Genomic DNA, 24,052 nt, shown 5'->3' with positions numbered 1-24,052 from the left:
CCCCATTGCAACGCAGTTTACTTTATCGATTGGAACGGACAGCCTGAAATGGCGGAGCATGAACCTGAAGCTCCGCCGGAACCTGAAATACAATCTGGTACAGAATTCGAAGGTGGCGCTGATTTTCAAGCGGGCACTTCTTTCGAAAATCCGACGCCGCAAGATTTTAATGCCTATGGTGTAAATCCCGTCGAGCCTGCTCAAGATTTTTCTGCCGGCGCTGAGCCGACTGTTTATCAAGGGCAAATTCCTCAAGAAGTTCCCGAAGAAAATACGCCTCAGGAAGATCCTTATTTAACTCCCGCGGATGAGATTCCACCGGGCAGTGAATTTGAAGTTCCCGGTGGTGATCATTATCAAACATCGGACTCTTCTTACGATACGCCTGTGGATGCACCTGTCGAGACAGCTTTAGAAGAACCTTCCGTACCTCTTGAAGAAGCTCCCTACGACTTTTCTCAGACTTTAGATCGCATGCCGGAATCGACGACGAATGTGGCGACCCCCGATACGGCGGACTTTTCAGATGTGACTGAATTTGCAAATGCCGACACTTTAGCTGGTCCAATGACCTATGCGGTGATCATCGAAGGTATTGAGTCCAGTCACCTGGTTATGCAGCTTAAAGAAGCTATGACGGACTCCCGTTTTGGTTGGGATGTGACAGAACTTCTAAATCAAATCGGGCAAGGAAGACTGGTCCTAAAAGGGCTGTCTCCGGCTAAAGCCAGCGTCTTAATCAACCGAATTAAATATCTGCCTTTTAAAATTTCTTGGAGGCAAGATGTACTCTCTGGTTCTTAAAATTTCGTTGAGCTTTTTGACACTTTCGTCAGTGGCGGTGGCTAATGAAGCTCCGGCGGCTGAACATGGCGAAGCCCCTAAAGAGGGTGCGAAGGCCGAAGCTCCTCCCAAAGAAATCAAATCCAGCGAAGATTCTTATGCCGTTGTACAAGCGCGCGTGCAGGCTTTAGAAGCCAAAGTGCGTTCCGCCGAAACAGAAATTCAAAAGCTCATCACTGAGAAACAACAAACAAAAGACTCTGCTCGTGTTGCCGAGATCATCAATCAGATGAAAGCTTTGCATAAAGATCTGAACACAAATGTTAAAGAATACGATCAGCAGCGGGCGCTTTTGAAATACCGCTATCCTGAAAAAGGCCAAACTGAAAAGCGCGAATACGAGCGCATCGAAGTGAAATCCATTGAAGAAATGGAAACTCAGATGAGCTTAGGAAATTCAGTGAAAAAGACTTTGCAAAAGGTGCGCATTCAGTACGAGAAGCCTAACAAAAATGAAATGGGACACACGGTTGCCGAAGAAAAGAAAAAGTCCCAAGAGTCCGCGCCCAGCATCGTCGATCCCGTCATCCTAAAGAAGTAATAGTTCCCATATTGACTCTGGTTTTAGACGTTATTTAATACTCCTCAGGGACACTGAGGGGTTTCAATGAAACAATTTACTCTTTTAATTGTATCGGCGTTAACAATCACAGCTTGTTCAGGCGGAGGCGGTGACGGACCCGATACACCTGTCGATCAGTTTCGCCCTTTTGAAAAGCCCGCCAATGCGATGACGGCGGCGGATGTCACTTACTACACAGATCTCAACAAAGCTTTAGTCAAAATCATTCCAGCGCCCAATGCTATCTTCACTTCCGTTGTCAGTGGAGCTTCCGCAAAAACAGTGGAAGTCGAACAAAGACAGAAATCCATCGAGAAGCTTTCACCAGAAGGTGTGGCTCTTTTAAAGAAAATAAAAAAAGAATGTGAAGTCTTTCCTGCTTTCGGAGCGCAGTGGGGAGATACACAAATTCGCGAGGGATCAGTTTCTGGCGAGCGTGCGCAAATGTCGATTGCAGCAAAAGGATGTCCTCTTAGTTTTGTCGAAGAAGGTGAAGCTATCACCCGAGTCAATAGCGTACGCGCTGATAAGTCATCGCAAACTGCGGAGATCTCTAATCAAGTGACCCTCAAACAGAAAGTGTCCAGTGTTATTCAAGATCCTGTGCTACGCGAATCCACAAAGGTGGATCAGTATGTTTTAGAGCTGATCTCCGTAGGTAATGCCGATGTTAAAATTGAAAAAGAAAAAATGTCGATGGTGATGAAGATCAGCGGCGCGGGACGAGTGGCCGTGAAACTTGCTGATGGCGACACAGTCAGTGGTCCGTTGAAACTACAGATGAGTGTAAATAGTGCCACTGGCGAAATGCAGATGCAGTATTTAATGGATCTGCAAACCTTGCGGGGAGCTCTTCGCATTGTCGCGGTCACTACGAACACGCAGACAGAACTTTACATTAATGGAGAAAAAGCTGATCCAGCGGAGTTTGGCGATGCCATCAATCCCAAAAAGGGTCTGGTCCAAGCACCTCAGGCCTTCCGCAGGTTTTATTCTTTATTGAAGTAATTATGACATAGAATGGGACGCCCGCTTGACGAAGAGGCCGTCTTCCCGCAAGATAGATTCATATTCACGAACCAGGAGGGCCTATGATTGTAAAATTCAATAAATCAAACAACAGCTCTCTGGGTCTATTCGCTTAGTTTTAAATTCCTAAGACAATTCAAATCCACGAGAGCTCCATTTTTCTATTAACTTGAAAAACTATTGGAGTTTTTGCGTGAATTCGTACTCACACCTCAATTCTTGGGGATGGGATTTATTTTTTGAACTACAAATTGAAAACAAAGAAGACGAACTGAAGCTGGCGCGTGTGATCGGTCAGGAAAGAGACCTTTACCGTGTGACATTCGGTGAATCGACCAGTCTTCTGGCGCAAGTATCAGGACGCTTTCGTCATGATTTCGCCCATGCGCCCGGCGCATTTCCCGCAGTGGGTGACTGGGTGCTTTGCCGTATGGAAGAGCATCAAGATAAAGCACTTATCCAAAAAGTCTTAGATCGTCGCACGTGTTTCTATCGTCGCGATCCGGGGCAGGGGGTGCAAGTCGTCGCGGCCAATGTCGATGTTGTCTTCATCGTGACGTCGCTCAATCGCGATCTGAACGTCAATCGTTTGGATCGATACTTGAGTATTGCGTGGGATAGCGGGGCTTCGCCGGTGATTGTTTTAAGCAAAGCGGACTTGGTGGAAGATGCCGAAAGTATTTTGCATGATCTTGAAAATACTTATATCGGCGTTCCGATTTACGCCGTCAGTGTTTTTGAACCGCAGACGTGTGAGGGCTTAAGAAAATATCTTAAACCAGGAAAAACGGCCGTTCTTATGGGATCTTCCGGGGTTGGAAAATCCACATTAACGAACTTCTTTCTGGGTGAAGAAGTTCTTAAAACTCAAAGCGCTAGGGAAGACGACGATCGCGGCCGCCATACCACCACATCTCGTGCTTTGTTTCGACTGAAAGAAGGCGCTGTTTTGATGGACACTCCGGGTATGAGGCAGTTGGGATTGCATGATCAAGAAGAAGGCGTGCAGGAATTATTTTCGGATATCCTGTCCCTTTCAGCGCAATGTAAATTCCGGGACTGCGCCCATAATCAAGAACCCGGTTGCGCTATTCAAAATGCTTTATCCAACGGAGATTTAGATCCCGACCGATGGGAAAGCTATTTGAAACTGCAAAAGGAAGCGTCTTATCAGGAGCGTCGATTGGATCCCGCGAAAATGGCGGAGGAAAAGAAAAGATGGAAGAAAATACATCTGGACGCCAAAGTTCATATGGCAAGAAAGAGCCGGGGGGAAATCTAACCCCCGGCTTCGGCCGCTTCTTTTTGTATTAAAATGAGACAAAAGAAAGTGGCGGCCTTTCAAGCTTCTTAGTAAACTAGTAGCATAGAAGGATGGGGGAACTATGCTCCGTTATTTGGCTATTCCTGTCGTGATAATCGGTCTTTTGACGACAGCCTGTCAGACGTCAATGCTAAAGCAGTTTGGCGAAGTAAAACCCGGCATGGAAAAAGATGACGTTCTTGATTTAATGGGAAGTCCCTCTCGCACCCAACGCTATCATGGCAAAGATCGTTGGACCTATGTTTTCTATGACGATCGCATCCGCTTTGAAAAAGAAGTTCAATTCTTTAACGGCAACGCCATTTATGTAGGTGATATCTCTCAACCCGAAGTCACGAAAACGGCGATGGCCGTTGACGCTATCAATGATCAGAAGAATAAAGAAATCGATGAGCAAATCGCTAAAGAAGTGGAACAACACCGCAAAGAGTATAGCGATTACGAAGCGAAAGCTCGCGGTGAAGACAAGGTCCGCTACGTACCTGAATTTGAATCTATTCGCTAACTTTTAAGATAAGTGGTTCGCCCAGAACCGAAATGACTTCGTACCCGTTGATCTGCAAAGTATCTTCGGGATTCACTCCATAAAACTTCACACCTGTCCAGGTCCATTCCGTCGGCCAAAACTCGACAACGTGGCGGAAAAAAATCTTTCCTTCTTCTCGGGAACCTTCGGCAGAAGTTGAAAACTCATACTGCGAGGTCGGACTTTTAATGATCTTTGCAAAAGGAATCGGCAAAGTATCAATGTGGCGTTGGTCGGCGGCGACCGTGCAGGGCACACGCACGATCATTTGCGGAATTTCTCCAGAAAACGCGATTCCTTCAGCGGCGAAAATCAAATCCACGGTAGGATATTGTTCGCAGGCAAAAACCTTGCTTCCGGATTCATTCTTCATCAAGAAAAGTCCCAGACGCATTGCCGGTCCTTGGGGCGTTGAAATGACCGAAGCCTCTTTTAAAACTTGGTACTTAAACGCTTTTTTAAATTGTTCAGGGGACGCTTCAGTCAAATCATAATCAAACGTCGTAACGTTGACAGCGGCACCCTCTTCCGAAGAGGCGACACCACGGAGCTGATTCACTTTTTTATTAAGAAGTAAAACACCGAAAGGCAATGCGGCCATTAAAAGCACCAGGCTTATCATGCGCGACATTTTTTGCAGATTCGTTTTTTCTTTTTTCATCTTAATACTCGCACTTGATCGTTTCACGATCGGCTGTAGTTAATGAATCTCGTTTCACGGCGCCGTTTAATGTAGACCACATTACACTAGGTACAGTGCGATGTTTTAATCCGAGCACGTGCCCTAATTCATGGATCAAAAGACTTTCCAAATGAACATCATAGGGTGTTGTGGCGTTGTCTACGAAGAAGTTAAAATACTTATGATCAACAGCAATATCAGATTCATAAATTTGATTTCCCCGCCAATAAAGATTCGTCACGGCTTGCAGGGTCTTTTGGGTTTCCGGCCACGTCTTCATCCAGTGAACAGTATTCGTGGCGTTCCGAGTAACTTCGGCGCCAAGATTAGCCCCTGTTCTATCAAAGCGGAAAAGCGTCATGCCGGCAGCATCATTCCAATGCTGAGCGGCCCGCTTAATCACCTCGTCATACTCGGGCGGGTATTCGCTATGAAGTTGTAAAACGACGGGAATATTGAGTTTCCAGGATACGCGTTGACCATAACTATTTTGAATGAAGCCGCAATCGGTTTCGGCGGCACTGGCCAAATGATCATCATCTCCGGGTCCCAACGAAGGACCTTGCTGGCAAGACACAAGGGCGATGGCAGCGGAAATGAGGAAAAACAATTTATACATAGTCCTCAGTTTACACGAACTTTATTTTCAAATCTGTGAATAGAAAGTGCTGAAAAGAAAAGCTCGACCTAGGCCCTAGGCCGAGCGGTGGAACTTAGAAGTACGAATCCGCCCAGTCGATCAAGGTGCCATTGATCCAAGAAATTTTTTCCGTCTGAGTGATGCGACGACCACCTTTCAGGAAGTCTAAGACTTCTTTACGCATATCAAGCGCGGTAGGTTCGTGCAAAATCAAAGCTCCACTTTCGGTGTCGTGAATAAAGCTTCGACGATTCAAATTCACGCTGCTGATAAAGCTCAGCTTTTTATCAATCACCAAAATCTTCGCGTGCATAATTGAGCGCGAATCCGTCCACTCGTAGATTTCGACATTCTTTAAGTGACGATTGATTCCTTCTTTATTTACGTCTTCCGCGATCTGAGGAGTACCGTCACCCGCCAAGTGGATGCGAGTCAAAATCTTCACTTTGACTCCACGTTGGACGGCACGATCCAAAGCCGCACTGATCGCCACAGAAGGACGGAAATAAGGTGTCGTCAATAACAGTTCGGATTGAGCGGAATCAATCATATTGATGTAGAACTTCTCGAGCTGGAAGCCATCAAAGAAAGGAAGCGACATCACATGGCGAACCAAAGGATATAAATTTGGTAAAGCCGTCAAACGCAAGACCTGACTTTGCGAAGCCGCTTGTGGAATATTCACGTTCGTAGAGCGAAAGCGATTTGAAACCGGATCACGCATCCAGAATGACAGCATCTGTGCCATTACGGATTGAATGAACGGGTGACCGCGCATTTCAACTTCGAAGTCGTTATAGTAAATGTAAGGCTCTTCGCCTTCACCGTAGTTTTTTAAATACTTATAGGCTTTGTAAAACGGAGTATCGCTGAAGATATAAGAGTCACGAATGTTTCTTCCACCCGTGATCAAGAAGCTGTCCTTCCAGTTCGTTGAAGAATAACCCATAACAATCTTCGTGTGGTTCACGCGATGAAATTTATCAAGCCATGAACCATCTTTCGCTTCCGACAAACGATACTTGTAGTATTGAACCTTGACGTTAGGCATTCCAAACGCCAACCACTCAAGAATACGCTTATCCTTTTTGGTCATGGTCACTTCAGGCACTAGAACCCGAATCTGTGTGCCGCGCTCTGCGTGATGACGAAGGGCCCGCGCCAGAACCATTCCATAGAAGTCAGCAGAGAAATTCAAAGAAGAAACCCAAATAATATCAAACTTGGGAGCTTTATCGAAATTCAAAGCCGCCATGGGATTCTTTTCATTAAAATCTTTGCGGGCTAAAGGTGATCCGGTCAATGAAAGCACACGACGATTCATCGAAAGATACGGATCGCGCAAGTTGATCAACTTATCAAAGCTTTGTGGGCAAGTCGTAAACAGATAATCCTGCTGCCAGAAGAAATTTGTGACATTGTTGCCGCCAAAATTTCCAACAGGACGAGCACAGACGTCGATCTGATTTGTGAGCTTAATCCACTCTGGTGTCGTCATCGCAATGTCGACAAGCTTGATCGTGTGAGTCCACTTACGATCTTTATCTGGATCATAGTATCTAAGCTGACAGCTTCTTACGCCCGAAGAAAGTTTTACCGAAACTCGCTGGCCGTTTTCTTTATTGAAATACCAATTGAATTCATAAACACGACCGCGCGTTTCGTTTTGGAAGAAGAGAAAACCTGACTTATAGATAATATCGCCATCGCAATCTAATCGAGCCTTCAGATACTTTTGACGCTGGTCCTGTCTGTCGCCAGCAAACGGTGTCGTTTCGACCGGCAAGTTGTTCATCAGGCGCAGTGAATAGTTGGAATAAAAGCGATGCTCAAGCGGGAAAGCGTTTGTCTCTTTAATATCCTCGCTCTTAAATTCGTTCATGTTCGTGATTTCAACGATCTCTTCTTTTTCAAAGAGCGGGGAACGGAAAGACGCTGAAAACCAAGGCCCTAAGCCGTCCCATTCTCGCAGAGAAAGTTTTGATGACAGCACATCGACTTCTTGTTGGCGTTCTTTCCAAAGACGCTCGACTTGATCGCGCACATGCGGATCCTGATACATACGACCATCAAAAGCTTGAGGCGCGTTCAGACCTGTTTGTGTCTGGAAGAACTCTTGATTCGCTCTCCAATCATTGTTCCAGAACTTAGAAAGCTCCAAATCGATTTCTTGGATGCGATTCACACGTTGATCATCATAGACGACAGAACTCGGTGTTCGCTGAGCGCTAGTACATGCCGACACTACCAAAATTATTGCGAATAAAACGGAGAGACGTTTCATTCTTTGTAATTCGGTTATCTATTCGAAAAAGTTTAGGTTTTCAGGAGGGAATTCTAAAATTGAGACAGTGATTTTAGATTAAATTTTCAGAAGGGGCTGAGAACAGAAAAGGAGGTTTTTCAGCCTCCTTCTAAAGTCGAGTCTTATTCAAAGAACTCTGCCATGGCATTGTCGTCGCGGAAGTAAGTTTTGAAATCCTTGCTGACGAAAGAACTTTCTACAATACGACCTTCAGTACAATCCTGGTACTTGTCTTCGCTTTCATCTTCATAGTCGAAGTCACAAGAAGCCGTATCCCAGGCTTTTTCAGAATATGTGATTTTGTAGCCAATAAGATTTGAAGACTTAAAGATCGCAACCACTTCGTCTAAACGCGTGTCACCTTCGGATTGATAGTCGCCTTCAAGAATAGTGTCCGCCCAGATATTGGATTGGTGGATCATGATCTTATTCAAACGATCCAGGTCGTACTTCGTCAATAAACCAGATGATTTTCCGTTTGAGTAAACAACCGTGTGGAAAAAAGGTTTTTCGCAAACATCGTCGCAAGCCTGGTTGTATTGTTCCATCGTATCGTAGAAATCGCGGCCACCAACGAAGTACTCGTCAGCTTGAGCCGTCAAAGAAAGAGTCGCGATAACCAGGAAGCCTAAAAACTTCTTCATATATCCTCCGAGATGGCCGAATATAAACGCCATCACATCGAAAAGTGCAATGCAAAATTGGAATGATATTATCAACGGAAAGCTAGTTGGGAGCCAATTCCATCAATTTGCGCTTCAGAATCTTGCCGCTATCGCCCTTAGGTAAGGACGGTAAAAACACAAAATGCTTAGGGATTTTGAATTTTGCCAGATTTCGAACGCAGTGTTGGTGCAGCTCATCCGCGGTCAGGCTTCCTTGGCCTGCCACAATAAAAGCTTTACCCACCTCGCCCCATTTTTCGTCAGGAACGCCAATGACGGCCGCTTCCAATACCGAAGGATGAGTGCGCAGAATTTGTTCAATCTCCGGAGGATATACATTTTCTCCGCCTGAGATGAACATGTCTTTTTTGCGTCCGACCACGTAGTAATAGCCCTCAGAATCACGGCGTACTAAATCGCCCGTGTAAAGCCAACCCTCTTTGATGGTTTCATTGGTGGCTTTTTCATTATGCCAATACCCTTGCATACACATCGGTCCACGCAGAATTAGTTCACCGACCTCATTGTCTTTAAGCTCTTTTCCTTCCATATCGACCACCTTGGCTTCGATATAAAAGTTCGGGAACCCAATAGAGCCGATTTTTCTAAGCGCATCTTCTTCATTTAAAGAAAAGACGTTCGGGCCAAACTCAGTCAGGCCGTAACCTTGACGAACTGGAATTCCTTTTTTATCCCAGACGCGAATCAACTCGATGGGCATTGGCTCGCCGCCCACGATGGCATAGCGAATATTAGAAAGATTTACTTTATTAAAAAGGTCAGAGCGAGCCATCATATCCATGGTCGTTGGTACACCGAAAAGCAAAGTCGCTTTTTCTTGGGCACTCAAATGAAGGATTTGGTCCGCCTCAAACTTTTTCAAGAAAACCACTTTAGCGCCGCGATGAATGAATGGTGTCGTCAGAACATTCCAGCCTCCCGTGTGGAAGAAGGGGAGGAAGATCACTGTGCAATCATTTTGCGAGATATTCAGGCGCAGGGTCGTGTTGATCGAGTTCCAAAAGATCATCTTGTAAGTCAAGATGGCGCCTTTAGGAGAACCCGTCGTACCCGAAGTGTACATAATCATCACAGGGTCATTTTCCTGTGATGTGAAAGAATACTCTTCGGCAGAACCGCTAGATTCCAAAAAACTTGCAAAGCTATTATCGCCTTGAAGTTTTAAAAGCTCGGGCTTTAACGACGAAGGCAGGTTTTCAACGACTTCACGATAGGCTTCTTGAAATAGAACTAACTTTGGAGATGAATCAGAGATGATGTGATCCACTTCTCGCTGAGTCAGACGGAAGTTCACCGGCACCATGATGGCGCCCAGGCGTTGCAAAGCAAAGAAAAGGAAAACGTATTCCAGTTCATTTGTGGCAAGGACCGCAACGCGATCCCCTTTGCGAATGCCAAACTGATTGTGCAGGTAATGAGCTCCGCGATTGGCTAAATCAAAAAGCTTGGCGTAAGAAAATTCACGGCCCGTATCGCCATCTTTGATAGCGATATTATGAGGCGAATAAAGTTTCCAGCGTTTCAGCCAATCCAGTTCCATTATGTGTCGTATCCCCATTCAAGTGCGAGGGCGGCCATGCTCATACCACCGCCAGAGCCCAACATAAAGACCATATCACCTTTTTTCATCTTCTTTTGGCGGGCGGCATCGGCCAAAGCCATTCCAATAGAGGCTGAACCGGTATAGCCAAAACGATCCATCACGTAATGCGCGCGTTCACGAGAAAGGTTTAACTTATCCATCGTTTCGTAAATGCTCTGAACGTTAAACTGAGTGATAAAGAAATGCTTAATGTCTTCAGGTTTCATGCGCTGACGATCTAAAAGCATGTTCGTCAAACGCGGCCAGTGAATGCCATTTGTTTCTGGAGGAATGCGTTTCGGGAAAGCAAGCAAGTGGCCTTTGTTTTCAACCACTTCATGAGTCACAGGTTGAGCTGTACCACCGGCGTAGATTCCCATGTAGTCGTGATATTGCCCATCGGTGTACATTTGACTATCGATAAAACCACGCGTGTCTTTTGCGGGTTGGATAACAACAGCACCTGCTCCGTCGGCAAACAACGAAGCAATTTTGTAATCGTCAAAGTTCAAATACTTACTCATGCCGTAAGCACCAACGACCAGAACGTTTTTATATTTTTCGTCAGCGGCAATGTATTTTGAAGCAATATCACAACCCACAACAAAACCAGCACACGCCGTATTGATGTCATAAGTTCCTGAATTCACGGCACCCATGCGATAAGCAACAACCGAAGCGGTGGAAGGAGAAAGATAGTCGGGAGTGTCGGTGGATACGATGATAAGATCTAAATCTTTCGCCGTAATACCGGCATTTTTCATCGCCTCTTCCGCTGCGGGAATAATGAGATCTGAAGTGCGCTGATCTTTTTCCATCCAGCGGCGCTCGCGTATATTGCGGCTTTCGCTTAAGAAAGTGCCGATATCTTTTTTATACAAATCATTAAAGTACTGATTTGTAATCACACGCTCAGGCGCGTACATCCCTGTTCCTACAATTGTCGCTGTTCTTTTGCTCATTGTTTTTCCTTTGCGAATTCGCTTAACTACAAACCATTTTATCGATTTGGCAAGAAAAGAAATTTAGTGCATTTGCTCTATTCACAGAGCGAAAAAGTGCGATTTTCTTTGACGGGATGGGGGCTTATTGAGTTAAGCCCATTGAATGACAAATATTAATTTTGATTTTAAAAATATAAATGCAATCGTTACTGGTGGCGCTGCCGGTATCGGTTTTCAAATCACACAAAAATTCCTAGAAGCCGGCGGCAACGTTTCTATCTGGGATTATTCTGAACAAGCTTTGCAAACGGCAAAAACTGAATTCGCTAAATACGGAGCGCAAGTTCACGTTGCACAAGTCGATGTGACGAATCGTGACTCTGTCGCAAAAGCGGCGTCTTCATTGCCATGGGCTGTGGATATCCTTGTGAATAACGCCGGTATCACGCGCGATAAATCTTTTGCGAAAATGGGACCGGAAGATTGGGACGCTGTTATCAGTACAAATCTGACAGGTCTTTTCAACGTTACAAAAACGTTATTAGAAAAATTCAACGCAAGCTCTAACCACAAACGCATCATCAATATCTCCTCCGTGGTTGGACTTTATGGAAACTTCGGTCAAACGAATTACGCGGCGGCAAAAGCGGGCGTGATCGGTATGACAAAAACTTGGGGAAAAGAATTGGGCCGTAAGGGCTTCACTTCGAATGCCATCGCTCCAGGCTTCATTATGACAGCGATGACGAAAGCAATGCCGAAAGAAGTTCTTGAAGGTATGGCTGCCAAAGTTCCTGTAACTCGCCTTGGTGAAACTGAAGATATTGCAAACGCATGTTTGTTCTTGGCAAGTGAACAAGCGAGCTATATTAACGGCACGGTCTTGAGCGTTGATGGTGGAATTGTATTGTAAGTAATTAGGCCCTTTTTTGATCTGGCTTGAAACTGTTCTGGGGGAATTATGAAATCAGTTTTGTTAGCGGTTTTTGTAGTGGTCTCTGCTTTGTTTGTTTCGATGGAGTCTGTGGCTCAGTCGAAAGCTTATAAAGGGTTTGTGGCACTTTCGGCGACGAAGGAACTTTATGTTGATTATGTTCCTGCCGAAGCAAAGCAGCCGACGGTTATTTTGATCAATGGCCTTACTTACAGCACTCGTCAGTGGGATAACTTTACTGACAATCTTGTGGCGAAGGGTGTTGGCGTTCTTCGTTACGATCCGATTGGACAGGGTCAGACGCTTTTGAAGTATGCGCCGATTCTTGCTCCGATTTCTTATCAGGATCAGATCGTTGACCTGAAAGCTCTTTTAGAAAAAATGAAAATTAAAGGCCCTTATAATTTAGTTGGGCTGTCTTACGGTGGCGGCATTGCCGCAGGTTTTGCCGCTGCTTATCCAACGCTCGTTAAAAACTTGGTGTTGATGGCGCCATTCACACGTCCTTTGGATGGAACAGACAATTGGATTAAGGCACAGATCTGGGCGACTCGCCAGATTTTCCCATTCAATAAAATGTCGGATGATGATTTGTATGATTACTATCTTCATCAAATCGTTTACGCGACTTACCCGCAAGCCGAGCCGATTGTTTTAGAAAATCCGTTTAAGCTTGAAGCCACTTATCGTCTGGTGCAGGGAATTCGTAAAGCTCGTCCGATTGATTTCACTCACACGATTCCCCATCGTGCTTTGCATTTGATGATTGCTCGTCAAGATCAGTACATCAATACAAGTGTTCTTGATGAGTATTGGGATGCAGTCCCTGAAGAGGCGCGTGCCAGCCGTCTTTACATCAACGGTTCTGAACACAAAATGGTGGAAGCGGTTCCTTACTTCACAGCGGCTTGGGTTTATGAAATTGTGACGGGGAATAAACGTCTTTATAAAGGTGACGACTTTGAAGGTTATCCTTTCCGTGGCGAAGTTCGTGCGGGCCAGGAAAATATCAAAGTGGGTCGCGAATGATTCACGTTGAAGTAAAACCCGGCTTAGCTCCTGAAGATGTTTTCTTTATCCACGGCAACCTGGCTTCAAATCGCTGGTGGCTGCCTTCTGAAGAGATCTGGAAAAAAGAAGCTCAAGGTAAGAACTATCAAGGATCTTTGATTTACGCTGAGTTTCGCGGTTGTGGCGGAAGTACGGCTCCGCAAAGTTCTGATGAAGTGAACATGCATCTTTTTGCGGAAGACTTTATTGAAGTCGTTCGCTCTTTAAAAAAGGGGCCTGTTCATTTGGTTGGTCACTCAACGGGGGGGCTGATTGCCTCTTTGATGATGGCTAAAGCTCCAGAACTTTTTGGAAAAGCGGTTCTTTTAGACTCCGTGGGTGCGCAAGGTGTGACATTCGACACATCGATGATCTCTGCTTTTGAACAAATGAAGCAGGATCGAAATTTAACGGGCGTCGTTCTGGGATCTACGATTCATAATAATAATCCCGAGTCGAAATTCTTTAAAGACGTCTTGGTGGAGGATGCTTTTCACGCGGTAAAAACCGTCGGTCACTGGGTTCTTCAAGCCTTAGATGGATTGGATATTCGCGAAGAAATTCAAAAAATTAAGAATGAAGTGCTCGTTCTTCACGGAGAGCACGATAAGCTTTTACCGATGTCGGATTCTGAAGCTCTAGCTTCTTTGTTTTCGCGAGGAAAATTTCAAGTTATTGAAGGTTTGGGCCACTGTCCCAACATCGAATCTCCAGAAAAGTTTGTGAGTATCACCCGCAACTTTTTGTTTCACCCTCTTTGATGCCTAGTGTCGCATCAGTAGAACCTCGACTGGGTCGGCTTAATTAGTTGCCGACCTTAGTCTTTTAAGATACTTAGAACAATACATTACAATATTGTGACAAAACTATTTTGCGTCTCCTAGGGAGTGCCCACCTATGTCTGAAAATAGAGATGAGTATAATCGTGCCGGTTTGCTTGCGTTCGCCTTTTCAATGGCGTTTTGCTTTGCTTTCTTCTTCTACCTAGTTGCTATCAACAAAGGTGTCGATTTGGCTGAGAACGTAATCGATCCTAATGCTCCAGCAGCAGAGGGCGCAGCTCCAGTCTTTGATATCACTAAAGTTAAAGAACCTTGGGTGTCTTCTCCTGAGCTTGTGGCTTACGGCCAAAAGGTATTCATGACGAACTGTGCAATGTGCCACGGTAATGAAGGTAAAGGTGACGGTGCTGCGGGTGCAGGCTTGAATCCAAAACCTCGCAACCTTGTTGAAGGTAAATGGACACAAGGTGAAGGCGCTATCGCTCACTTTAAAGTTCTTACTGTTGGTATCAAAGGAACTTCCATGGCTGCTTACGCTCACTTCAAGCCAGCAGATCGTTGGGCTCTAGTTCATTACATTGATTCTATCACTCAAAATAAATCTAAAGACGATCCTGCTAAAGTTGCTGAGTTCGCAAAAACTGCACAGTAATTAAAGGTTTATAAATGCTAACGAACGCGCGTGTTTTTAAAATGAAAACAATGGGAATGCTGCTCTCTGCAAGCGTTCTCGTTTTGTTTTCAACGGCACGCGCTTACGATGGCAAACCAGCTCCGAAGGTCGCAAGTGAAGCGCCGAAAGAGTTGGAGGGCGTTGGTATCGACGAGAAACTAGGTGGCAAGATTGACCTGTCTTTAAAAGTGAAAGACGACAACGGTCAGGAAGTTACTCTAGGATCTTTCTTTGATGGCAAACATCCGGTGATTATTTCTCCGGTTTATTTTTCTTGTCCGGGTCTTTGTAACTTCCATTTGAATGGTCTTACAGATGCATTGAAATTGATGGATAAGAATTGGACGGTGGGGAAGAAGTACAAAATTCTTTCTATGAGTTTTGACTCAAAAGAAACTCCCGACTTGGCCGCGAAGAAAAAAGAGACTTACATCAAGCTTTATGAGCGTCCTGAAGCAGCTTCGGGCTGGCACTTTGTGACGGCAGATGAATCTGCGGTTCAGGCGATCACTCAGTCTTTAGGTTTTAAATTTAAATGGGATGAGGCAGCGAAAGAATGGGCACATGCTTCTGCAGCCGTGATTATCACGCCTGACGGAACAATCTCTCGCTATCTTCCGGGGATTATGTTCAATCCTCAAGATATCAAGTTGGCATTGAACGAAGCGACCGAAGGTAAAATCGGAAGCATCGTCGACAACTTAGTGCTCTATTGTTTTAAGTATGACCCACATCAGAGCAAGTACACTTTGGCGGCTTTCAATCTTATGAAGGTCGGCGGAGCCGTGATGGTTCTGGTGATGGTATTATGGTTATTGCCGTTTTATATTCGTTCTCGCAGATCGAAGAACAAGACGGCGGGGAGATAAAGGTACATGATGTGGTTTAATATTGCGAAGGCCCAATCCTTCATGCCAACGCAGGGGACCGAGATTGCAAAGCAGGTGGACAATCTGTACGGTTTCTTGCTGATTACAAGTTTCATCGCCTGCGTTCTTGTTATCGGTGGGATGATTTATTTCGTTTGGAAATACAGACGTAAAACTCCTAACGATAAAACAGCCTATATCTCTCACAATACTTTCTTGGAGTTCTTGTGGTCATTCATTCCACTTGTGATCTTCTTGGCGGTGTTTGTTTGGGGTTGGTACATTTACCACAACATGCGCGCAATGCCGAAGAATGCGTTAGAGATTAACGTATTAGGTAAGCAATGGGCTTGGGAAGTTGAATACAAAAACGGTTATAAAACCGTAAATGAAGTCGTTGTACCTATCGGTCAAGACGTCAAAATTCTTCTTACTTCTAGCGACGTGATCCACTCTTTCTTCGTGCCTTCTTTCCGTATTAAACAAGATGCGGTTCCAGGTCGTTACACAGCTTTGTGGTTCCGCGCTGAAAAATTGGGTGACTTCCACATCTTCTGTACTGAGTACTGCGGTACTTCTCACTCAGGCATGATCGGTAAGCTGAAAGTTGTTTCTCGTGAAGATTTTGATCGTTACTTGGAACAAGGGCAGGAAGAAAGAAACCTTCCACTTGCTAAAAAAGGTGAAAAACTTTTTGCCGTTAAAGCTTGTGCCTCTTGCCACTCTGTAGATTCTCCAGCGGTTAAAGTCGGTCCTTCTTTGTTCCAAAAGTTTGGTCATGAAGAAGAGATGGATAACGGTGAAAAGCTTAAGTTCGACGAAAACTATATTCGTGAATCTATCTTAGAGCCGAACAAGCACATCGTTAAAGGTTTCCCTAAAGGTGTTATGCCTACCTTCCAGGGTCAGTTGAATGAAAATGAACTCAGCGCACTTGTTGAGTACATCAAGGAATTGAAATAAGGAGCGCACCTATGGCTACAAAATCAGCTCATCACGGTGACAACTACATTAATTTTGAAAAAGGCCTATGGTCTTGGTTAACGACTGTTGACCATAAACGTATCGGTCTTATGTACATGATCTCTGTTATGTTCTTCTTCTTCGTGGGCGGGGTTATGGCCTTGCTTCTTCGTTTGGAACTTTTTGCTCCGAACGCGACAGCGAACGTAGGACAAGTTTTAAAAAACGGAGACGTTTACAACCAAGTCCTTACTTATCACGGCGCGATCATGGTCTTCATGGTTATCGTTCCTGGTATCCCGGCGATCTTGGGTAACTTCTTCTTGCCTCTTCACTTGGGCGCAAAAGACGTGGCCTTCCCGAAAATCAATTTGTTGAGCTGGTACTGCTTCATGGCGGGTGCGGCTTTGGCTATTTTGACTTTCTTCTTTAATAAAATCGACACTGGTTGGACGTTCTATACTCCATACTCCATCAGAACTGGCACTGCGACAGTGTTGATGGTTTTAGGTGCGTTCGTCATGGGTATGTCTTCAGTTCTTACGGGTTTGAACTTCATCGTGACAGTTCACAAACTAAGAGCTCCAGGCATGACAATGCACAGAATGCCATTGTTCGTATGGGCTCTTTATTCAACAGCGATCCTACAAATGTTGGCGACTCCAGTACTTGCGATCACTTTGTTGTTGTTGGCAGCGGAAAAACTTTTCGGTGTGGGTATCTTCGATCCGGCACTGGGTGGTGACCCGGTCTTGTTCCAACACTTCTTCTGGTTCTATTCGCATCCAGCGGTTTACATCATGATCATCCCAGCGATGGGTGTGGTTTCTGAATTGATCACAACATTCTCTCGCAAAGTGATCTTCGGTTACACAGCGATTGCGTACTCTTCACTAGGTATCGCAGCGGTGTCCTTCTTCGTTTGGGGTCACCACATGTTCGTATCTGGTCAATCTGAAACTGCGGGCATCCTCTTCTCATTCATAACGATGCTGGTTGGGGTTCCAACAGCGATCAAGATGTTCAACTGGGTTGCGACACTTTACAAAGGTTCCATCTCTTTTGATTCTCCGATGTTGTTCGCACTGGGCTTCTTGTTCTTGTTCGCTATCGGTGGTGTGACAGGTATCATGCTTGCAACTCTTCCAATCGACGTTCACTTCCACGATACTTACTTCGTAGTGGCGCATTTCCACTACGTGATGGTGGGTGGTACTTTGATGGCGTTGATGGGTGGCTTCTACTACTGGTTCCCAAAAATGTTCGGAAAGATGTTCAACGAAAACTTGGCTCGCCTTTCTTTCGTTTTCATCTTCATCGGTTTCAACGTGACGTTCTTCCCTCAATTCATCTTGGGTGCGATGGGTATGCCACGTCGTTATTTCGACTACATCCCGGCGTATGAAACTTTGAATAAGGTTTCAACAGTGGGCTCTTGGTTGATCCTGACTGGTTTCTTGTTTGGTCTCTATGCGATCGTTCAAGGTATCAGAAAAGGTCCAAAAGCTTCTATGAATCCTTGGAACTCAAAAACTTTGGAATGGCAGACTTCGTCTCCTCCTCCACACGATAACTTTGCAGTTGAACCAATTGTAACAGCGGGGCCATATGAGTACAGATAGCACTACACACGGCGGAGTCCGTTCAGCTCACGTATCTCACCACTTTAAAACAGCGGAACAAGAGTACGATAGCGGTAAGCAAGGTATTTGGTTGTTCATGGTAACTGAGATCCTGATGTTCGGGGCGATCTTGGTTGGTTACGCGATTTTCCACAATATCTATCCTGAGATGTTCGCTGAAGGCGCGAAAACTTTGGACTGGAGAATGGGATTCGTAAATACGCTGGTTCTGATCTTCTCTTCTTTCACAATGGCGATCTCGATCTCTTACGTGCAAAGAAATGAACAGAAAAAGGCGGCGATTGCTTTGGCAACGACGATCCTTTGCGGTGCGATCTTCATGTGTATCAAGTACTTTGAATACAGCCATAAATTCCACTTGGGTCTTTACCCAGGCCGTTTCTTGGATGTAGCAAAAGTCGGTGCAGAACACGCAAACCTTGGTATGTACTTCGGTTTCTACTACTGCATGACAGGTCTTCACGGTCTTCACGTGTTGATCGGTATGGGCTTGATCGCTTGGTTGTTGATTCGTACGATTCGCGGCGATTTCCACTCTCAATACTGGATCCCAGTAGAAGGTGTTGGAATCTTCTGGCACATCGTCGACTTGATCTGGATCTTCTTGTTCCCTCTTCTATATTTGGTGGGGTAATTAAAAATGGCTAGCAACACTCAAAACGATCCAAATGTTTTGCATCCACACATCACGCCGATGTCCACTTACCTTAAAGTGGGCGGCGCTTTGTTTGGTTTGACTTTCTTGACCGTGATCGCGCATCAATTCAACGCTCAGCTTGGCGCTTTCGCAGCATTTGTTGCGTTTGCTATTGCGGCGGTGAAGGCGTCTCTGGTTTTGTTGTACTTCATGCACTTGAAAGACGACACAAACATGAATCGCGCTATCTTCGCGTCTGGTTTCTTCTTCCTGGTAGTTCTTCTCCTCTTCAGCGTTGTTGATATCGCAACACGTGTGATTGAGGTAAGTCCTTTATAAGATCGTGCTTAGAACATACGCCGATCTTACCAAATTTGGCATAGTCGTCTTCTCGGTTCTTGCGGGATTAGCCGGCTATGCCACTGGTTTTCAAATCGAACAAACATTTAGCTGGAAAGAGTTCTTAGAAACTCTGTTGGGGATTTACTTCCTGGCTTCTGGATCTTTGGCTTTAAACCAAGTTCAAGAGTGGAAACTCGATCAAAAAATGCCTCGCACATCCAAGCGCCCGATTGCGGCTGGAAAAATTAAGCCAGCAGCAGCAGGAATTTTGGCTGTCAGTTTCTTAGTTGTTGGTTTGAATTTCTTGTTCACCCTTGAGCCTGTTGCAGGTTGGGTGGGTTTGGTTTGTGTATTCTTATACAATGTCGCCTACACCATGTACTGGAAGCGCCGCTGGGTTTATGCCGCAGTTCCGGGTGCGATTCCTGGAGCATTGCCGGTGACGATTGGTTATGCGGTCGCTAATCCTGACATCTTAAATCCTGAATCTCTGTATCTATTCTTGATTATGTTCTTGTGGCAAATGCCGCACTTCTGGGTTTTGGCGATCAAGTTCAAAGACGATTATGCGGCCGGGGGAGTTCCGACTTTGCCGGTGGCACTAGGGATGGAACGCACTCTTTTTCAAATCGGTCTTTATACATTTGTATATGTGGGCGTGGCTTTAGCGGCACCGATGTTTGTGCATGCAAGCTGGATGTTCGTTCTTCTGACATTCCCGTTCTGCTTTAAAGTTCTTCAAGAATTCTATCGCTACTATAAATCAAACGGCACAGAGCGCTGGTTGGCTTTCTTTATGTGGCTGAATGTTTCGATGCTGGTCTTCATTGTGATTCCGGTGATCGATAAATGGAACTTCCTGTTCATTCATTCCAATTAAAGAAGTGCCTTCGCTAGAGGGCCTCATCCGTGACTTCTTCGCCGTTGGATTTTAAGTCCCGACCTTGGTTCTTTAGTCACTTGTACCGTTGGGAACGCTTCAAATAGAGACACCTACAAAGACTTAAGCTTCGCGATAATAGTTAGCAAGAGCAGAACTACTATCAAAAAAGCTTTAGTAACTTTTAAGATCTTCCGAATAGTACGTAAGGTTTTGTTACGCATATCGGACTCCTTTGAAAGGTAACGGACAAAGGAGTCTAAAAAAGAGGATCTAGCGAAGGCGAGATCCTCTTTTGCATTTTTAAAGCCTATTTGTTTTTGAATTCGTCAGGCGTGTCGATTTGTTTGAAAGGGTGAGCCTTTTCAAATGCGGGAAGTTTCTTGCAGTTTTCGTTGATCTTCATCAGTGTTGGATACTTTGTGATGTCGACCTTGAAGCGTTGGCAAGTAAGTAGCTGTGGCACTAGGAACAAATCCGCCATGGTGATCGTGTCGCCGAAACTGTAAGTACCAGAAAATTCCTGCAAAGTTTTTTCTAAAGTCTCAAGTCCTTGGGGCAACCAGAATCCGGCCCATTCTTCCTTTTTGGCTTGGTCATAGCCGTGAGTTTTTTCTAGATAATTTAACGTCTTTAAGTTGCACATAGGGTGCATGAAAGAATTGATCACTTCACAGACTTGGCGAACGCGGGCTTTTAGGTAAGCATCTTTGGGGAAGAGTGCGGGCTCTGGAAACACCTCATCTAGGTATTCCATGATCGCAAAGGACTCAGGAATATTTTTTCCGCCGTGAACCAAAGTTGGAAGACCACCTAGGGGATTGATCTTTAAGTATGCTTCCGATCTTTGTTCCGCCTTCAAAAGATTGATCGGCTTGTATTCGAAATCCAGGCCTTTCACATTCAAAGCCAGACGAACACGGTACGAAGTGGAACTTCGAAAGTAGTTGTAAAGTGTCATTGAGGACATATACTTACTCCTAGTGAGATGGCTTATTTCATTCCCGATTTTTAGATCAGTCAAAGGACTTTTCGGTGCCTAATAGATTTATCTTTTCACTGCGTTTTTCCACAAAAGTTTTCTTGAAATTATGCATGCTGGCTTTAGCCATGATCGTCTTCATGACTTTGTTCCGCATGAATTTATATTTCCTTTCCGTCTTTCATGCGACGGCAGAGGTGCCTTTTACGGAAGTTCTTCAATCTTTCGTTGCGGGTTTAAGATTTGATCTTTTGATCTTTGGCTTTTTATTTATTCCACTTTATTTCCTGTTGCTGATTCAAGCCGTCACAGAGAAATGGCCGCGTGGAATGTTCGTCTTTTACAAAAGCTATTTTACGGTCATTTGGTTTTTGATCTGCGTGATGAGCTTTATTGATTTCTTTTATTTTGCTAAGCACGGGCGCCGCATGCGTTTTGAAGAATACATGTCTTGGCATCCGCAAGTCTTTATCGAGCAAGCGCAAGGACTTCAACCGAATCAAACTTGGATCTTCGTAGTTATTACGGTTTTGTTATTTAGCTTAGGCTATATGCTGATTAAAAGTCTTAAATTTGGCGAGTGGAAGGATGAGTATTCTCCGCAAAGAGGTTCGACCTTGGAGACAGCTCTACGTATCTTGCTTCCACTAGTCCTTATCGTTTTGGCCGCTCGAGGCACAGTGGAACCTCATCATTTAGCTTTGGAGCACAGCGAAGTGTCCTCGAATACGGCTATAAATGAGATGGCGCTGAATGCTGTGTGGTGTTTTGATAAATAATTGAAGTTGTGGGAGGATTTTCCCACTTCGTAAGAAGAATTTTAGGAGGATTTAAGGATGAAAAAGTTAGCTCTTTCATTGATGGCAGTTGTGGGATTGATGTCCTCTTCAGCGTTGGCCGATATCGATTATGGATTAGAAGTGGGTATTCGTAGCCAATCTGGTGATGTGGATTCAGGCGCTTCTACAAGCTCACAAATAGGATTCCAATTCGGAGCAACAGCGCACTTTCCATTGTCAGGCCCTTTGCACCTAAGAACAGGTCTTCTTTACACTCAAAGACCTTTAACTGTTGACGGTCCTCCTGAAAACAAAGTGACTATGAACTATTTGGATATCCCAGTAGCGCTTATGTATAAGTTTGAAGAATATGCGGGTGTCTTTGCCGGCGTTTCTTTGGGTATGAACTTGGATAAGAACGCGGACATCGGAAACGTGACAGGAGTCAAATCTCCTTTGGTTCCACTTTTGATCGGTGCAAGCTTCAAGTTTGCTCCTGACTTCGGAATTGCATTGTACTATGAATCTGCAAGCGGTGAAGTGGCTGATGGTTTGAAAGACTATCGTGCCGTCGGTGCGAATCTGCAGATTACTTTTGACTAAGGATGAATCGTGAAACTGGGTTCTTTAAAATCAGCGCTAAGTAAAGATGGTGAATTGTGTGTTGTCAGCCGTGACTTAAAAATGGCGGTCAAAGCGACACACATTGCTCCGAATTTGCGAGAAGCGCTGGAGTCGTGGAAGGACAAAGAAGCTTCTTTGCAGAAGCTTTATACGGATTTGAATGAAGGGAAAGCCGCGAATGCCTTTCCTGTAAAGGAAAGCGATTTCCATTCAGCGCTTCCACGCACATGGCTTTTTGCCGACGGCTCTGCTTTTATCTATCACATCAAACTAGTTCGCATGGCTCGTAAAGCGGCTTTGCCTGAAACACTGGAAACAGTTCCTTTGATGTATCAAGGGGAGTGTGGTCAGTTCCTAGCGCCGACCGAAGATATTCCGCAGCGTGATTTCGCGCACGGCACTGATTTCGAAGGCGAAGTGGGTGTGGTTACAGATTTTGTTCCAATGGGCGTTACTCCCGATGAAGCTTTAAAGTACATCCGTTTGTTTGTTTTGATTAACGACGTGTCTTTACGCGGTTTGATCCCTGAAGAGCTCGCAGGCGGTTTTGGTTTCTTCCAAAGTAAGCCCGCTTCGGCGCTTTCTCCGTTTGCCGTAACAGCGGATGAGTTGGGTGAAGCCTATAAAGGTGGTCGAATTCATTTGCCGTTGAATGTGACTTACAATGGTCAGTTTTTCGGAAAAGCGAATGCAGGTGCCATGCACTTCCATTTTGGTCAGTTGATTGCTCACGCGGCGAAGACACGCAATCTGGCAGCGGGCACATTGATCGGCAGTGGAACTGTTTCAAACGATGATCACAGCAGTGGTTCAAGCTGTTTAGCTGAAAAGCGCATGATTGAACAAATTGAAAACGGCGCCATTAAGACGCCGTTTATGAAAGCAGGCGACACCATTGAAATGCAGATGTCGGATGCTCAAGGTCAAAGTATCTTTGGAAAGATTTCTCAGAAGGTGAAGGCTGTTTAAGCCTTCACTTATTTTACAGCCTCAATAACTCCGCACGCGATACGTGGACCGGAATTACCCGCAGGTTGAGATTTCAAATCATCTTTATCTTTGTGAATAATGACAGCCTTACCAATGATGCTGTTAGGTCCTGGCTTTAACGTCAGGCCTTCTACCGTCATTGTTACGTTGGCTTTTCCTTTGCCGTTCGCCATTAGATTTCCCAAATCACCGGCGTGACGGTGTTTAGAATCTGTAGACCCATGATGTCCTTGTGTTGGATTGAAGTGGCCACCCGCAGAAGAGAAATCTCCCTTAGAGCAGTCACCAACTTCATGAATATGAAAACCATGGGGACCTGGCTTTAAACCTTCTGCCATAGTTTCAATTTTCAAATTTCCATCTTCAGTGAAGTGGATGATGCCTTTCACTTTTGAATCGTGAGAAGCTTTGAGGACAGCTTGCGCGCGTGTAGGCGCCAACGCTGCGGCGTCTTGAGACGAAGTCTGTTCTGAGGTTGTCGAAGTCGTTGAATCTGAAGTCTTTTTCTGAAACAAGCCACAGCCGGCAAACATCAAAGCAACGGGTGCAACAAGCAATAATTTTTTCATCGGATCTCCTTTGCAAAGTTCTACAGGAGCATTTTTACCTGCGACGATGAAAATGTCATTTATCTATTCGCAAAGTAAGTCAGAAGTCCGACGAAAGTAAAAGTCGAAAGGTAAATGAAAAGCACCACGCGTCCTATGCGGATTTTATTGGCTAGAAGGGCTCTTGTTGCGAGTGTGGTCATATAGACCTCCCTTGTATCCTCATTGTCTCA

General features: G+C 45.0%; 27 protein-coding genes. 18 read left to right on the top strand and 9 right to left on the bottom strand.

Features of this window, described 5'->3' with window-relative positions:
- The first annotated feature begins 48 nt into the window (after nt 1-48).
- The 5 genes from AZI85_RS15375 to bamE all read left to right on the top strand — a co-directional run bounded on the left by AZI85_RS15375 (nt 49) and on the right by bamE (nt 4,263).
- Nucleotides 49-804 (top strand): hypothetical protein, encoded by a 756-nt coding sequence (locus AZI85_RS15375; RefSeq protein WP_253721027.1) that lies wholly within the window; start codon nt 49-51, stop codon nt 802-804.
- Nucleotides 785-1,384 carry a hypothetical protein gene (locus tag AZI85_RS15370; protein ID WP_063244897.1) on the top strand — a complete coding sequence of 200 codons (600 nt, stop codon included), beginning with the start codon at nt 785-787 and terminating at the stop codon, nt 1,382-1,384. Before AZI85_RS15375 ends, AZI85_RS15370 begins: the two co-directional genes overlap by 20 nt.
- 66 nt (nt 1,385-1,450) lie before the next feature.
- Nucleotides 1,451-2,413: a hypothetical protein gene (locus AZI85_RS15365; RefSeq protein ID WP_063244896.1), complete on the top strand. Its 963-nt coding sequence runs from the start codon at nt 1,451-1,453 to the stop codon at nt 2,411-2,413.
- A gap of 214 nt (nt 2,414-2,627) precedes the next feature.
- Entirely contained in the window at nt 2,628-3,716 is a 1,089-nt protein-coding gene (rsgA, locus tag AZI85_RS15360) for a ribosome small subunit-dependent GTPase A (protein WP_063244895.1), read from the top strand.
- Between the two features lie 103 nt (nt 3,717-3,819).
- Nucleotides 3,820-4,263 carry an outer membrane protein assembly factor BamE domain-containing protein gene (gene bamE / locus AZI85_RS15355; RefSeq protein WP_063244894.1) on the top strand — a complete coding sequence of 148 codons (444 nt, stop codon included), beginning with the start codon at nt 3,820-3,822 and terminating at the stop codon, nt 4,261-4,263.
- Here bamE and AZI85_RS15350 read toward each other — a convergent pair.
- The 6 genes from AZI85_RS15350 to AZI85_RS15325 form a co-directional block, all read right to left on the bottom strand.
- Nucleotides 4,253-4,945, bottom strand: coding sequence for a hypothetical protein (locus AZI85_RS15350; protein ID WP_063244893.1), 693 nt, complete (start codon nt 4,943-4,945; stop codon nt 4,253-4,255). The genes bamE and AZI85_RS15350 overlap by 11 nt on opposite strands.
- A gap of 1 nt (nt 4,946) precedes the next feature.
- Complete coding sequence (locus tag AZI85_RS15345; protein WP_063244892.1) at nt 4,947-5,585, bottom strand: matrixin family metalloprotease; 639 nt, start codon at nt 5,583-5,585, stop codon at nt 4,947-4,949.
- A gap of 94 nt (nt 5,586-5,679) precedes the next feature.
- The gene (locus AZI85_RS15340) at nt 5,680-7,890 is read right to left on the bottom strand and encodes a phospholipase D-like domain-containing protein (RefSeq protein WP_063244891.1); all 2,211 of its coding nucleotides are present in this window, start codon (nt 7,888-7,890) and stop codon (nt 5,680-5,682) included.
- A gap of 143 nt (nt 7,891-8,033) precedes the next feature.
- Complete coding sequence (locus AZI85_RS15335; RefSeq protein WP_063244890.1) at nt 8,034-8,555, bottom strand: hypothetical protein; 522 nt, start codon at nt 8,553-8,555, stop codon at nt 8,034-8,036.
- Nucleotides 8,556-8,637: 82 nt separating this feature from the next.
- On the bottom strand, nt 8,638-10,137 hold the full coding sequence (gene menE / locus AZI85_RS15330) for an o-succinylbenzoate--CoA ligase (protein ID WP_081111040.1): 1,500 nt from the start codon (nt 10,135-10,137) through the stop codon (nt 8,638-8,640).
- Nucleotides 10,137-11,141 carry a ketoacyl-ACP synthase III gene (locus AZI85_RS15325; RefSeq protein ID WP_063244888.1) on the bottom strand — a complete coding sequence of 335 codons (1,005 nt, stop codon included), beginning with the start codon at nt 11,139-11,141 and terminating at the stop codon, nt 10,137-10,139. Before AZI85_RS15325 ends, menE begins: the two co-directional genes overlap by 1 nt.
- A gap of 145 nt (nt 11,142-11,286) precedes the next feature.
- On the opposite strand from AZI85_RS15325, the gene fabG reads away from it, so the two are divergent.
- The 10 genes from fabG to AZI85_RS15275 all read left to right on the top strand — a co-directional run bounded on the left by fabG (nt 11,287) and on the right by AZI85_RS15275 (nt 19,896).
- Nucleotides 11,287-12,036 (top strand): 3-oxoacyl-ACP reductase FabG, encoded by a 750-nt coding sequence (gene fabG / locus AZI85_RS15320; protein ID WP_063244887.1) that lies wholly within the window; start codon nt 11,287-11,289, stop codon nt 12,034-12,036.
- 48 nt (nt 12,037-12,084) lie between these two features.
- Nucleotides 12,085-13,086 carry an alpha/beta hydrolase gene (locus AZI85_RS15315; RefSeq protein WP_063244886.1) on the top strand — a complete coding sequence of 334 codons (1,002 nt, stop codon included), beginning with the start codon at nt 12,085-12,087 and terminating at the stop codon, nt 13,084-13,086.
- Nucleotides 13,083-13,868, top strand: a complete 786-nt coding sequence (locus AZI85_RS15310; protein WP_063244885.1) for an alpha/beta fold hydrolase — start codon at nt 13,083-13,085, stop codon at nt 13,866-13,868. The genes AZI85_RS15315 and AZI85_RS15310 overlap by 4 nt, the downstream gene beginning before the upstream one ends.
- A 136-nt stretch (nt 13,869-14,004) precedes the next feature.
- Nucleotides 14,005-14,541: a c-type cytochrome gene (locus AZI85_RS15305; protein ID WP_063206090.1), complete on the top strand. Its 537-nt coding sequence runs from the start codon at nt 14,005-14,007 to the stop codon at nt 14,539-14,541.
- Between the two features lie 14 nt (nt 14,542-14,555).
- On the top strand, nt 14,556-15,431 hold the full coding sequence (locus tag AZI85_RS15300; RefSeq protein WP_063244884.1) for an SCO family protein: 876 nt from the start codon (nt 14,556-14,558) through the stop codon (nt 15,429-15,431).
- Between the two features lie 6 nt (nt 15,432-15,437).
- Nucleotides 15,438-16,394, top strand: coding sequence for a cytochrome c oxidase subunit II (gene coxB, locus AZI85_RS15295; protein ID WP_063244883.1), 957 nt, complete (start codon nt 15,438-15,440; stop codon nt 16,392-16,394).
- Nucleotides 16,395-16,405: 11 nt separating this feature from the next.
- Complete coding sequence (gene ctaD, locus AZI85_RS15290) at nt 16,406-18,016, top strand: cytochrome c oxidase subunit I (RefSeq protein ID WP_063244882.1); 1,611 nt, start codon at nt 16,406-16,408, stop codon at nt 18,014-18,016.
- Nucleotides 18,003-18,671 carry a cytochrome c oxidase subunit 3 family protein gene (locus tag AZI85_RS15285; protein WP_063206094.1) on the top strand — a complete coding sequence of 223 codons (669 nt, stop codon included), beginning with the start codon at nt 18,003-18,005 and terminating at the stop codon, nt 18,669-18,671. The genes ctaD and AZI85_RS15285 overlap by 14 nt, the downstream gene beginning before the upstream one ends.
- A 6-nt stretch (nt 18,672-18,677) precedes the next feature.
- Nucleotides 18,678-19,013 (top strand): cytochrome C oxidase subunit IV family protein, encoded by a 336-nt coding sequence (locus AZI85_RS15280; RefSeq protein ID WP_063244881.1) that lies wholly within the window; start codon nt 18,678-18,680, stop codon nt 19,011-19,013.
- 4 nt (nt 19,014-19,017) lie between these two features.
- On the top strand, nt 19,018-19,896 hold the full coding sequence (locus tag AZI85_RS15275) for a protoheme IX farnesyltransferase (RefSeq protein WP_063244880.1): 879 nt from the start codon (nt 19,018-19,020) through the stop codon (nt 19,894-19,896).
- A gap of 310 nt (nt 19,897-20,206) precedes the next feature.
- On the opposite strand, the gene maiA is transcribed toward AZI85_RS15275, so the two are convergent.
- On the bottom strand, nt 20,207-20,866 hold the full coding sequence (gene maiA, locus AZI85_RS15270) for a maleylacetoacetate isomerase (protein ID WP_063244879.1): 660 nt from the start codon (nt 20,864-20,866) through the stop codon (nt 20,207-20,209).
- 113 nt (nt 20,867-20,979) lie between these two features.
- On the opposite strand from maiA, the gene AZI85_RS15265 reads away from it, so the two are divergent.
- The 3 genes from AZI85_RS15265 to AZI85_RS15255 are packed head-to-tail and all read left to right on the top strand — an operon-like array spanning nt 20,980 to nt 23,250.
- A complete protein-coding gene (locus AZI85_RS15265) occupies nt 20,980-21,657 on the top strand; it encodes a hypothetical protein (protein WP_253721026.1) in 678 nt (225 codons plus the stop codon).
- Between the two features lie 57 nt (nt 21,658-21,714).
- Entirely contained in the window at nt 21,715-22,260 is a 546-nt protein-coding gene (locus AZI85_RS15260) for an outer membrane beta-barrel protein (RefSeq protein WP_063244877.1), read from the top strand.
- A gap of 9 nt (nt 22,261-22,269) precedes the next feature.
- Complete coding sequence (locus AZI85_RS15255) at nt 22,270-23,250, top strand: fumarylacetoacetate hydrolase family protein (RefSeq protein ID WP_063244876.1); 981 nt, start codon at nt 22,270-22,272, stop codon at nt 23,248-23,250.
- 8 nt (nt 23,251-23,258) lie between these two features.
- Here AZI85_RS15255 and AZI85_RS15250 read toward each other — a convergent pair whose 3' ends face one another.
- Together AZI85_RS15250 and AZI85_RS17970 are read right to left on the bottom strand one after the other, a co-directional pair.
- Nucleotides 23,259-23,840: a superoxide dismutase family protein gene (locus AZI85_RS15250; protein ID WP_063244875.1), complete on the bottom strand. Its 582-nt coding sequence runs from the start codon at nt 23,838-23,840 to the stop codon at nt 23,259-23,261.
- Between the two features lie 59 nt (nt 23,841-23,899).
- Complete coding sequence (locus AZI85_RS17970) at nt 23,900-24,022, bottom strand: hypothetical protein (RefSeq protein ID WP_301335693.1); 123 nt, start codon at nt 24,020-24,022, stop codon at nt 23,900-23,902.
- Between the last annotated feature and the right edge of the window lie 30 nt (nt 24,023-24,052).

The organism is Bdellovibrio bacteriovorus, from assembly GCF_001592755.1.
GTDB classification, from domain to species: domain Bacteria; phylum Bdellovibrionota; class Bdellovibrionia; order Bdellovibrionales; family Bdellovibrionaceae; genus Bdellovibrio; species Bdellovibrio bacteriovorus_E.
Note: the sequence above shows the minus strand (reverse complement) of the source record. Positions and strands in the feature narration are given on the sequence as shown.